At 44.7% G+C, this 12,726-nt stretch carries 9 protein-coding genes; 2 read left to right on the forward strand and 7 right to left on the reverse strand.

Annotated features, from left to right (window positions below; all coding sequences use genetic code 11):
• The first annotated feature begins 104 nt into the window (after nt 1-104).
• Both L4C38_RS19360 and L4C38_RS19365 read left to right on the forward strand, forming a co-directional pair.
• A complete protein-coding gene (locus L4C38_RS19360) occupies nt 105-1,292 on the forward strand; it encodes a 3-phenylpropionate MFS transporter (protein ID WP_428799217.1) in 1,188 nt (395 codons plus the stop codon).
• A 110-nt stretch (nt 1,293-1,402) separates the two neighbouring features.
• On the forward strand, nt 1,403-4,834 hold the full coding sequence (locus tag L4C38_RS19365) for a hybrid sensor histidine kinase/response regulator (RefSeq protein WP_428799188.1): 3,432 nt from the start codon (nt 1,403-1,405) through the stop codon (nt 4,832-4,834).
• A gap of 14 nt (nt 4,835-4,848) precedes the next feature.
• On the opposite strand, the gene L4C38_RS19370 is transcribed toward L4C38_RS19365, so the two are convergent.
• The 7 genes from L4C38_RS19370 to L4C38_RS19400 form a co-directional block, all read right to left on the reverse strand.
• The gene (locus L4C38_RS19370) at nt 4,849-5,331 is read right to left on the reverse strand and encodes a hypothetical protein (protein ID WP_428799189.1); all 483 of its coding nucleotides are present in this window, start codon (nt 5,329-5,331) and stop codon (nt 4,849-4,851) included.
• A gap of 181 nt (nt 5,332-5,512) precedes the next feature.
• Nucleotides 5,513-7,240 carry a sodium:solute symporter family protein gene (locus tag L4C38_RS19375; RefSeq protein ID WP_428799190.1) on the reverse strand — a complete coding sequence of 576 codons (1,728 nt, stop codon included), beginning with the start codon at nt 7,238-7,240 and terminating at the stop codon, nt 5,513-5,515.
• A 12-nt stretch (nt 7,241-7,252) separates the two neighbouring features.
• A complete protein-coding gene (locus L4C38_RS19380) occupies nt 7,253-7,516 on the reverse strand; it encodes a DUF4212 domain-containing protein (RefSeq protein WP_428799191.1) in 264 nt (87 codons plus the stop codon).
• Between the two features lie 217 nt (nt 7,517-7,733).
• Complete coding sequence (locus L4C38_RS19385) at nt 7,734-8,360, reverse strand: MarC family protein (RefSeq protein ID WP_428799192.1); 627 nt, start codon at nt 8,358-8,360, stop codon at nt 7,734-7,736.
• A 206-nt stretch (nt 8,361-8,566) separates the two neighbouring features.
• Nucleotides 8,567-9,202, reverse strand: a complete 636-nt coding sequence (locus L4C38_RS19390; RefSeq protein WP_428799193.1) for a response regulator — start codon at nt 9,200-9,202, stop codon at nt 8,567-8,569.
• 157 nt (nt 9,203-9,359) lie between these two features.
• Nucleotides 9,360-11,114 carry a protein-disulfide reductase DsbD gene (locus tag L4C38_RS19395; RefSeq protein ID WP_428799194.1) on the reverse strand — a complete coding sequence of 585 codons (1,755 nt, stop codon included), beginning with the start codon at nt 11,112-11,114 and terminating at the stop codon, nt 9,360-9,362.
• 237 nt (nt 11,115-11,351) lie between these two features.
• Nucleotides 11,352-12,659, reverse strand: a complete 1,308-nt coding sequence (locus L4C38_RS19400; RefSeq protein ID WP_428799195.1) for an anaerobic C4-dicarboxylate transporter — start codon at nt 12,657-12,659, stop codon at nt 11,352-11,354.
• Between the last annotated feature and the right edge of the window lie 67 nt (nt 12,660-12,726).

A 12,726-nucleotide genomic window follows, 5' to 3' on the forward strand; every position in this document is an offset into this window, starting at 1 on the left:
GGAAAATTCAAAGAGGAAAGAGTCTAAATCAGAATGTTCCCTTTTTATCTTCCGACTCTCGGTAGATAATGCCGCCAACTCAATATGTTGAATTAGAGGTTACCATGTTTACCCCATCGCCCTATGGCTGGATTTCTCAATATTTAATTGGTTTCTTTTTTGCCTATGGTGTTTATCTACCATTTTGGTCGTTGTGGTTTGAGGAACAAGGTGTATCGGCATCAGACATAGGTATATTAGTTGGTATGGGTTTTGCGACTCGTTGTGTTGCAAACCTAGTGCTAACACCGCGCATTCATAAAGTAGAGCACTTAATGCCTGCGTTACGAGTGTTGAGTTTTGCTGGATTGATATTTGTCGGCTTTCACTTTTTTACAGGAGGGAGCTTCTGGTTGATGGGTGTTGCCACGGTTTTATTCAACCTGTGCTGCGGACCAATTATCCCGATCTCTGATGCCATGGCGAACCATTATGGGCGTTTAAAAATGCTCGATTATGGTCGCACTCGTTTATGGGGCTCTATTGCCTTTATCGCAGGTTCGACAGTCGTGGGCTATTTGGTGTCACTGTACGGGACGGATATGATCCTCTATACGGCTTTGGCGGGAATGCTGATGTCGTTAATATTTTCGATGCGACGTATTAATCCAATGCCGATCACCGACACTCAAGAGCAAATGGTACGTCCTAAGCTCACTGAGTTACTGCGTGAAAACAGTGTTATTCGATTTTTGCTTTTGATGGCTTTAATTCAGGGAAGTCATGCTGCCTATTACAGTTTTAGTTCGATTTATTGGAAAGAGGCGGGTTATTCAGAGGCTATCATTGGTTATCTTTGGAGTCTTGGTGTGGTCTCGGAAGTACTTATTTTTGCTCTAAGCAAGCGATTATTTGTTGGTTGGAGCTTGCGTGCATTATTTTTGGTCGCATCTGTCGGAGTTATGGTTCGCTGGGGAATCACTGCCTCAACAACGGCTTTGGTCGCTTTAGTTGCGATCCAGCTATTGCACGGTGTGACGTTTGCTATTGCGCATATTGGGGCGATTCAATATATCCAAGCGTCAGGTCAAAACAGAATGGTTGCATTACAAGCGCTTTATAATGCAATTCCGTTAGGTGCATTTATCGCTCTTATGACTGCGCTAAGTGGTTGGGGGTACGAAAATTGGGGAGCGAAGGTGTTCTGGGGTATGGCTGTAATGGGCGCGATTGCTCTTTTTATTCGAGTGGAACCGAAAACTCGCGCGAATAAAGATCACGATAATAAAGCGGAGCTTGAAGCACAGAATTAACCACATCTGATTGATATTTATACACTCTGTTAGTTTAATAGAGCAAACTAGACCTAGGTGGTCATTGGCCACTTAGGTGACTAAACAAGAGTGTAAAATAAGGATATCGCATGCAAGGATGGCTGGTGATTCCCGTATCATTATTGTATCTCGGGTTATTATTCTGGATCGCATGGTATGGAGATAGACAACGTGGTTGGCTGGCAAAGTGGCGACCATGGATCTACAGTCTATCAATTGCGGTTTATTGTACCTCTTGGACTTTCTACGGCACGGTTGGGCAAGCTAGCAGCAATCCGTGGTCATTTCTTCCTATCTATGTTGCCCCCATCATTGTTTTTACTTTCGGTTGGCGAGTACTCGCTCGGCTGATCATTGTCGCCAAACGTGAACATATTACCTCTATTGCTGATTTTATCGCGGCTCGTTATGGCAAGTCTCAGGGCTTAGCTATGGTGATCACCTTGATTGCCGTGGTTGGTATATTGCCTTATATCGCCTTGCAGTTACGTGGCATTACTATGGGGTTAGAAGTGGTAGCTCCGGTGCTACAAGCTGAAGGCATGCTAGGTGGTGTGGATGTTTCTTGGTTTGTAGTAATGGCGCTGGCGATTTTCACCATGCTATTTGGTACCCGTCATATTGATAATACGGAGCATCACCGCGGTATGATGATGGCGATTGCCTTTGAATCTATCGTTAAGCTTGTTGCGTTCATGGTTGTCGGTTGTTTCATTCTGTTTATAGCCCTAAACCGAAGCGATATTGTGTTGATGGATTTGGCGGCACAGACCTATCAATCGCCTAATTGGCCAACTCTGGTCATCCACACTATTTTGACTATGATGGCGATTTTGTGCCTACCGCGACAGTTCCATACAATGGTGGTGGAAAACGAGCGACCTAAAGATCTTCATACTGCACGTTGGTTATTTCCTTTGTACCTAGTACTGATGGGGATTTTTGTCTTGCCTATTGCTTGGGTTGGGCAAGGGATGCTGTCCGGCGTGAGCGCAGATACTTATGTAATCAGTTTGCCAATGGCTGTCGGTGCTAGTGATATGGCATTGCTGGCATTTTTAGGTGGTACATCGGCGGCGAGTGGCATGGTTATTGTCTCAACTATCGCGCTCGCGATTATGGTATCTAACGATTTAGTGATGCCATTGTTGCTACGCAGAATGAAGTTAAGCAGCCGTGGTCACCGCCAGTTCTCGGGGCTGCTGTTGGTGATCCGTCGAGCGCTGATCTTGCTGCTTTTACTCGGTGCTTGGGGTTTTTACCAAGTTCTCGGTAATATCCATTCTCTTTCCGCGATTGGTTTTTTGTCTTTTGCGGCAATCAGCCAATTTGCTCCCGCCTTAATCGGTGGTATGTATTGGCGACAAGGTAATCGTAAAGGCGTCTATGTTGGGCTGCTGTTTGGTTTTACCTTATGGTTGATTACTTTGATGAACGCGACCGGTTTGCTTGCTGGTGACAGCGACAATAATATCTTGTTGTGGATAGTTGAACCGCCACTTATGTTAAGTGATATCGGCTTACAATCATCGGATTGGGGCATAGTACTTAGCTTGAGCATCAATACACTGTGCTATGTACTTATATCAATGGTCACACGAGCTAGTTTAAGTGAACGCCTGCAATCAGCCTCGTTTATCGGTACGCCGCTACCGGAAAGCGAGAACATGAGTTTGTACCAAAGCCGAGTGACGGTAGCTGAGCTTGAAATGCTTGCATCTCGATTTGTTGGTCGGCAGCGAGTTCGTAGTGCTTTCAAACAGTACTGGGGTGCTCAACGACAAACTTTGATGCCTAATCAACAAGCACCGTCGAGCCTTATTCGTCATACCGAGCGCGTGCTTGCTGGCGTATTCGGTGCCTCTTCGGCTAAGTTAGTGCTTACTTCTGCCTTGCAAGGCAGGAATATGCAACTTGAAGAGGTCGCTACCATTGTCGATGAAGCCTCTGAACTTTACGATTTTAGCCGTGGTCTGTTGCAAGGTGCGATTGAGCATATTGGACAAGGGATTGCTGTGGTTGATAAACAACTGCGGCTGGTGGCATGGAACCAAAGATATTTAGAGTTGTTCGAGTTCCCTCAGGGATTAATTCAAGTCGGTCGACCAATAGCGGATGTGATTCGTCACAATGCAGAGCAAGGCTTGTGTGGTCCCGGTAATCCAGAAGATCATGTACGTCGACGTATCTACCACTTAGATCAAGGGACAAGGCATACTTCTTCTCGCGTGCGAGCAGATGGGCGAGTGATTGAAGTGCAGGGAAACCCTATGCCTGGCGGCGGGTTTGTTATGAGCTTTACCGATATCACCGTATTCCGTGATGCAGAGCAGGCATTAAAAGATGCGAATGAGACATTAGAAGAACGTGTTCAAGTGCGTACCCAAGAGCTAGAGCGACTGAATAAACAGTTGGTTAGTGCCACTCAACGATCGGAACATGAATCACGCTCTAAATCTCGCTTCTTAGCAGCGGTGAGTCATGACTTAATGCAACCGTTGAATGCGGCGCGTTTGTTTGCTTCATCATTATCAGAGGTTGCCAAAGAGAGTGAAACTCAACAGTTAGCCCATCATATAGAAAGTGCTCTAGAAGCGGCTGAGGATTTGATTGGAGATTTGTTAGATATATCTCGTTTAGAGTCAGGAAAACTTGATGTCAATGTATATGGTTTTGCGATTAATGACGTGTTGGCAAACCTTAATGCAGAGTTTAGTGCCTTAGCTAAGCAGCAAGGAATTGAATTCAGCATGGCTCCTAGCCAATTACTTGTGCACTCGGATCCCAAGTTATTACGCCGCGTAGTACAAAACTTTTTAACCAATGCCTTTCGCTATAGCCCTAAAGGTAAGGTGGTTCTTGGTGTTCGTCGAGTTGCTGGAGAAGTTCGGATTGAAGTGTGGGATAACGGCGAAGGTATCAACCAAGATAAACAACAAGAGATCTTCGAAGAGTTCAATCGTGGTAGCCAAGTTCGCTCAGATCAAGGTTTAGGATTAGGGTTGGCAATATCGAAAGGAATCGCAAATGTTCTCGGGCATCAGATTTCAATGCGCTCATGGCCGGGAGAAGGTAGTGTATTTTCTATTAGCTTGAAACGAGCATCGGAGGTGGCGCCTCAAGTGATAGCTTCACCAATACAAGCGGTGTCGGATCTTAGTCATATTAAAGTACTGTGTGTTGATAATGAAACCGATATCCTAATCGGTATGGAACAACTGTTAGCCCGCTGGGGATGTGATGTTCGTTGCGCGACAGATATTGTAGAAAGCTTGAAAGCGATCGATGAGGCATGGGTTCCGGATGTGATTTTGTCAGACTATCGACTTGATCATGGTCGTACTGGATTAGAAATACTACAGCAATGTCGATTACGTTTAGGGGATAGTTTTATTGGTGTGATCATCAGTGCTGATCGTACGCCGGATATGCTTGATGGTATTAAATCTAATGGATTTAGCTTTATACCCAAGCCAGTTAAACCATTGAAGTTAAGGGCGATACTCAATCGTATCGCCTAAGTTCTGATTTGGATTTATTCGCTTAGGAGTGTTTCATACTTAATGAAAGCGGTTTGGGTGTCACCATAATAAAGTATGCCATCTGCTTGAATCGCAACACGTAGCCAACTCTCTTCAGAAGCCGGTGCTGGTAGAGTGATATACCAATGTTTACCATCGTTACTGCTAGACTGCATATCAATCGGCTGTGCATTATTTTCAGGGTTATCAACTAAAGACAACTTGATGCCCTCAAGAGGAAAAGCAGAAGATAGAGACAGCTCAAGTTGATTACTGGTGAGTTTTTCAGAGCGGAATTGCACTTTAAACTCGCCATTTTCCATATCACATAAACCACTGGTATAACGGCAATTTGATTTACTACGTAGTTTGTAGTCTTGCCCTTCTTTGGCCGCATGTGGCTTCTCACTCAAAGCCATATCTGTCCCCACATAGGCAATAATTGACAGTACAGGGGCAATCAACAGGGCAATGATAATGTGCTTGTTTTTGAACATAGGGCTTCCTTGCTACTACGACTTAAGGGATTTGGGGCAATCACTATAATTAATGGCTCATGGTAAAAGCGTTTACTTTTAAGCCATTAGTTATACAGACTGTGCTTTACAAAATCTAAGATAAACAGTGTTTTTGGAATAAAAAAGCCCCCGCAGGGGCTTTTGTGGTTTGCGTTAGATTTTAGTGGTCAATGGCGTCACTTACACCAGCTGGAACACGTACGTGTTCGACTAAATCTTTCACTTCTTGTGGAGTCTCTGCAGTCACTTTAGATACAGCGAATGCCACGATGAAGTTGAATAGTGCACCAATTGCACCGAATGCGTTTGGTTCAATGCCTAGGAACCAGTTGCTACCCCAGCTTTCTAGGAATTTCCAATCAGCAACGAATAGAATGCCTTTGTGTTGGAAAACATAGAATAGAGTAATACTGATACCGGTGATCATACCTGCAATTGCGCCTTCTTTATTGATGTTCTTACTAAAGATACCCATCATCAAGGCAGGGAATATTGAGGACCCTGCCAGGCCGAATGCCAGAGCCACCGTACCAGCGGCAAATCCCGGCGGATTGAGCCCTAAGTAGCCAGCGACCGCAATTGCCACCGCCATGGCTATCCGACTGGCGAGCAGTTCTTTCTTCTCAGAAATATTGGGATTTATTACGCCTTTGATTAAGTCGTGGGATATCGCCGAGGATATCGCCAACAATAGACCTGCTGCGGTTGATAGTGCTGCTGCTAGACCACCGGCTGCGACAAGCGCGATTACCCAGTTAGGCAATTTCGCTATCTCAGGGTTCGCTAGTACCATGATGTCACGGTCCACTTTCAGCTCGTTAGTTTCAGGGCTTGATGTGTACTCGATCAGACCATCGCCATTTTTGTCATCAAATCCAAGTAGACCTGTTTTCTCCCAGTTCTTGAACCAATCAGGACGCTCGTCATAAGCAAGGTGCTGACCTGGAGCAGGGTTAACCGTGTCCATTAGATTCAAACGAGCCATAGCAGATACAGCTGGTGCCGTTGTATACAAGATGGCAATAAAGAATAGTGCCCAACCTGCTGACGTACGAGCATCACGCACTTTAGGTACCGTAAAGAAACGGATAATTACGTGGGGTAGACCTGCTGTACCGATCATTAGTGACAGCGTGTATACGAACATGTTTAGAGTGTCACCCCGGACTTGTGTCGTGTATTCACTAAACCCGAGCTCAGTGACCACTTGGTCGAGCCGGTCGAGCAGATAGACATCGGTTCCGGATATGGTACTCCCTAAACCAATTTGAGGAAGTGGGTGACCAGTAAATTGCAGAGAGATAAAGATTGCTGGAATAGTGTAAGCAAGAATGAGTACGCAATACTGGGCAATCTGCGTGTACGTAATACCTTTCATGCCGCCCATTACCGCGTACATAAATACGATACACATACCGATCAAGAGACCTGTAGAGTAATCAACTTCTAGGAAGCGACCAAATGCAACACCAACGCCTTTCATTTGACCGATAACGTAAGTTACCGATGCGATGATAAGACAAATTACCGCTACAATACGTGCTGTATTTGAGTAGAAACGCTCACCAACAAACTCTGGAACTGTGAACTTACCGAACTTACGTAGGTAAGGAGCCAGTAAAAGAGCAAGCAGTACGTAACCACCTGTCCAACCCATTAGGAATACAGAACCGCCGTATCCCATGAAGGCAATTAAACCCGCCATCGAGATAAATGATGCTGCCGACATCCAGTCAGCCGCTGTCGCCATGCCGTTAGCTATTGGGTTTACGCCACCGCCAGCAACATAGAACTCTTTAGTTGAGCCTGCACGAGCCCAAATTGCGATACCTATGTAGAGGATAAAGGTCGCCCCTACAACTAGGTAAGTGATTGTTTTCAAATCCATCTGAGCTACTCCTTACTCATCTACATTAAATTCGCGGTCGATTTGACGCATCTTCCACGCATAGTAGAAAATGATCCCTAGGAAGGTATAGATGGATCCTTGTTGAGCAAACCAGAAGCCAAGTTTGTAGCCACCAAGTTGAAATTGGTTAAGCACATCAACAAATAAGATGCCACAGCCAAAAGATACGACAAACCAAACAACCATTAAGCGGATCATTAGTTTTACGTTTCTTTCCCAATAGGCTTTGGCTCGTTCCTGACTTTCAAATGCCATTGCCGTCTCCTTACGCATGTTTGTTGTTAAGAAAATGTTTCACGATTTACAATAGCAGTGACGTGACAAGATCTCTTTTCAACTTTAGTCGGCAATGATTTTTGATAAAGGCGCTAAAAAACAATCACTTGTACGGATAGGGTGTGATTGTATGATGTTAATAATGTGTTAACTAAGCCGAAGGTCTAATGCTGTCGCACGAGGAATGGTGGTTAGATCACACAAAATAGAAGTCGCGAACTCCCATCATAAGATTATTTAAAGCAACAGCAGCCAAGATAAGCCCCATAACGCGGCTAATAATGGCGGCACCCACGTTACCGATCACCTTATGAATATGACTTGCAAGCAACAAAAATAGCAGAGTAATGATTAGAACGCTGAGCATGACGCTGGCGGTAATCGCTTGATCAACTAACGAGTAACGATGGTTGTCAGTAAGCATCACTATAGCCATCATTGCACCAGGTGAGGCAATCGAAGGCATCGCAAGTGGATAAACGGCAAGGTCTGATAGTTCAGAGTGGCTTAGATCTTGGGAGAGCTTTTGCTCTTGCTCCGGTTTACTTTCGCCAAAGATCATAGTCAATGCGAATAGCAAGAGTACTAATCCGCCAGCGGCTTGGAACGCAGGTAGGGGGATCTGCATTGCTTCAAGTAATAATTGTCCTGCAACTAAGAAGAACAGTAACAATCCAGTGGCGATTGCGACCGCTTTTAGTGCAACGACTCGGCGTTGTTTTGCCGATAAGTGTTGGGTTTGTGATAGGTAAACAGGTACGCTTCCGACAGGGTCAATAACAGCCCAAAGAACAACAAATTGTGTTAATACGATACTAAGCAAAGTAAGCTCCCAGAGTTAGGGGTAGTCATGCTAGATACGTGCTAAATCACATTCAAATGCCACACAAATGGCTATCAGCAATGATAGCATTCACGCGAAATGGAACGGCGACTTACCTAGATGAATAACAGAGGGATGGGAGTTTAATAACACCACCTTAATCAGTTTAGCATACGGAAAATGACGAAAAGTTAGTTCAATGTTAATTATACATTCGGTTCAAGCTGCTGTAGTAAAATTACCGCTTGAGTGCGGTTCTTAACCCCAAGTTTTCGGAAAATAGCGGTCATGTGCGCTTTGATTGTTGCTTCTGAAACATGGAGCTCATAAGCAATTTGCTTGTTGAGTAAGCCATCTGACAACATACCGAGTACTTTGTATTGCTGCGGCGTTAAAGAGGATATTTTCTCAGCCAGATCAGTGCACGCTGCATTGTTGGTAATCGATCCTTCTGGGAAAAAAGGTTCGCCACCGAGGACTTGATTCAATGCACTGATAAGTTCACGCATATCACTCGATTTTGGAATAAAGCCAAAAGCACCATGACTTTTAACTTGTGTAACGACGGATGGCTCTTCACTTGCTGATACCACCACAATCGGTAAATCGGGGTGCTCGGCTCTCAAATGAATTAGCCCCGACATGCCATTTGCACCAGGCATTTTTAGATCAAGTAACAACAGGTCAGGATCGGGCTCCTTTTCCAACAATGCCAACAGGGCTTCTAGTGAATCAGCCTCAAGTAGATTCGCTCCGCTAATCGCCATATGGATAGATTGAAACAGTGCGTTTCTGAATAGTGGGTGGTCGTCAGCAATAATAATGGTGTAAGTCGAATCCATGACGTTAATCACTTATTGTTATTTGGTTAATAGAATTATTGTTCCGTTTGCGTTATTGAACAATGTTTGTACGCTAAAAGTCTGAACTAAATCGACTTTTGTCTTAGAAATAAAAAAGCCCCAGAAGATTCTGAGGCGGTATTCACAGGGTTTGACATTACAGCTGATGGGTTTTTAAGTGCTCAAGAAAATTTGGCGCATCCATAAATCCGGTAATTCGCGCGTTAACAATGTGTTCACCGTTAGCATCCCAGAACTCAATGGTTGGTAGACCCAGAACATTGAGCTTTTGTAGCAACGCAATATCGGTCATTTCGTTTTTAGTGACATCAGCTTGGAGTAGAACAAAATCTTGCAGCTTTGCTTCTACGTCTGCGGCATGAAAGGTGTACTTCTCAAATTCTTTACATGCGACACACCAATCGGCGTAGTAATCGAGCATGACTGGTTTTCCGGCTAATTTGGCGGCTGATAGCTGCTGTTCGAGATCAGTTACCGTGCTGACTTTAATAAACTCAATCGAATGTTGAGAAATTTGTTGTTGTGGATTAAACCAATAATTCAGCAGTGGTTGCGCAGAAGCGAATAGACCTAATACTGCAATGATACCCACAGTGCTTTGTTTCCAACCACCAAAGTCGAGATTGTTTTTAATATGGTACAGCCACCCAAATGCGGCTAAACCTAACAATGACCAAAGTGCGGTAGCCCATATTTCTGGCAGAATACGTTCAAGTAAAAAGATAGGAGCAGCAAGTAAAACAAAGCCAAACAGCACTTTTACTTTGTCCATCCATCCTCCCGCTTTCGGTAGTAGCTTGTTACCAAACACCGCTGCAAGCATCAGAGGAATACCCATACCCAGCGCGAGCGCGTACAAGGCAACTCCACCTGTGAGTAGGTCACCACTTTGTGCTACATAGAGTAAAGCACCAGATAATGGTGCGGTGGTACATGGCGAGCAAACTAAGCCTGAAATTGCGCCCATTGCAAATACGCCAGTGTTATTGCCACCTTGGTGCTTATTGCTTAAACCATTAAGCCAAGTTTGCACGCTAGAAGGAAGTTGCAAGGTATAAGCGCCAAACATAGACAGAGCAAGGGTGATAAACATGATACTCAAGCCGATGAGCACATAAGGATGCTGCATTGCCGCTTGAAATTGCATGCCAGCGGAAGCGACGACTAAACCGAGTAAGGTGTAGGTCAGGGCCATTCCTTGTACATAAATAAACGATAATCCCAGAGCTCGGCGGTGAGTCAATTTACCGCTACCCAATACGATGCTGGTCAGAATTGGGTACATCGGCAGTACACATGGCGTGAAGGCTAAACCAATACCCAGAGCGAGAAATAGCAATGGAGTCCACCAATTGTCCCCTAGCTTATCAGCCAGATTGGTCTCTTTAGAGATCGTAGTATCTTCGCTTGGCGCTTTTATGACGGATTTTTGTTCGCCAGAGAAAGGGTCAATGTCAATGATTCGAGTTTCTGGTGGGTAGCAAAAACCAGCCTTAGCGCAGCCTTGGTATTGAACAATTAGGCGTGCCCCAGATTGGTATTGCTCTAGAGGAACTTCGACAAAAAGTGGCTCGGTATAAATATGAACGTCACCAAAAAATTCATCTTTGTGTGGTTGACCATCTCGCATGGTTAAACCGCCAAGAGTGACGTTCTCAGCACTGACAGAAATTCGTTCTTGATAGAGGTAGTAATCATCTTTTACCTGCCAGTCGAGAAAAACTCGATCTCCTTGCTGGAAGTGATTAAACGTAAACGCCTCATCAACGGGGACAAAACGATTGTTATCACTGGCAAAGCTTGGTGTGTTTGAATTGTTGTCAAACAACGCCATTGCAGGTGTCGTTATGACACTAAGACATAGAATAAATAGAGTAAAAACTGCGCGCATACAAACATCACTTAAATTAACTTGAGGGTATTTTATACCCAATTTGGGGCATTTATCTCGTGCTCGATAAATATTTGCTCTGGTTGATCGAAGTCGAGACTTGATAAGACAGGAAAAACAAACAATTAGTTTCAAACTAAATTAATTCTTTGGTTATGGTTGTTCGGTAATGCTTGAGTGGTGGTGATTGTGTGAAGGGAATAAAAAAGGCGCCGAAGCGCCTATCTAACAAAAGAATTAAATCACCATGCCACCGAAGGTAAAGCCAAGTGCTACTGCTGATGAAATCGTAACCACCCCCGGAATGAAAAAGGGATGGTTGAATACATACTTACCAATACGGGTTGAACCGGTATCATCCATCTCAACAGCCGCAAGCAACGTTGGGTAAGTAGGTAACACAAATAACGCACTCACCGCAGCAAACGAAGCCACCGCAGTGAGAGGCGCTACGCCAATTGCTAAGGCGGCAGGCATCAGCGCGACAGTAGTTGCGCCTTGTGAGTAAAGCAGCATCGAAGCAAAGAACAGCACCAATGCGAGCATCCATGGGTAGTCGGCAAGCAGTTCACTTGCGATCTCTTTAATCCCATCAACGTGCGCATTAACAAACGTTGCCCCTAACCATGCCACACCAAGCACACAAACACAGGCTGTCATACCTGAGCGGAAGGTACCTGCTGCCGGAATTAGGTTAGCATCGATCTTCGTTGTGAGTACGATGATCGCTGCTGCTGTCAGCATCACTGTCATGATTGCTTCATTTCGCCCTAGAGCTGGGTTTTCAATCAAGCCGATTGAGTTGGAAATAGCCGCTGCGTAACAAACGACAAATGCAATGGCAGCTAAAAAGATATATGTCGCTCTTTTTGCTGTTGGCAATAATACACGCTGCTCTTCGCTAGCTAGCTTGATCAAACCTTGCTCTAAGCGTTGTTGATAAATTGGGTCATCTTTAAGATCGCGTCCCATAAAGTTAGCAACAAACGCGCCGATCATGCAGGCAATAAATGTGGTTGGAATACACACTGCAAGCAGGGTTAAATAGTCAACACCTACCGGTGCCAGCATAGCTGAAAAAGCTACCACCGCAGCGGAAATCGGTGATGCAGTAATGGCAATTTGCGAGGCAATAACGGCGATGGAAAGTGGACGAGAAGGACGAACACCTTGACCTTTTGCGACTTCAGCAATAACGGGTAAAGTTGAAAAAGCGGTGTGTCCTGTCCCAGCCATTAATGTCATCAGGAAGGTAACAATTGGCGCGTAGAAGGTGATTCGCTTAGGGTTTTTGCGTAAGAAGTTTTCCGCGACTTGTACCAACCAGTCCATACCGCCGGCAACTTGCATTGCTGCTATTGCAGTAATGACTGACATTATGATTAAAATAACATCCACCGGAATGTAAGCTTGACTGGTAGGTACACCTAATCCCAGTGATAAGGCGATAACCCCAGCACCGCCAGCAAAGCCAATTCCAATCCCACCAATTCTTGCTCCTATAAATATAAAGAGCAGAACGACGAACAGTTCGACTGCTACCATAGAAAGACCCTCGTTTATTTTGTTTTATTTCATGGTGATAGCTGCCTGCAAGAAAAATGAGCAAGAA

This window comes from Vibrio kasasachensis (assembly GCF_050337565.1).
GTDB classification, from domain to species: Bacteria; Pseudomonadota; Gammaproteobacteria; order Enterobacterales; family Vibrionaceae; genus Vibrio; species Vibrio kasasachensis.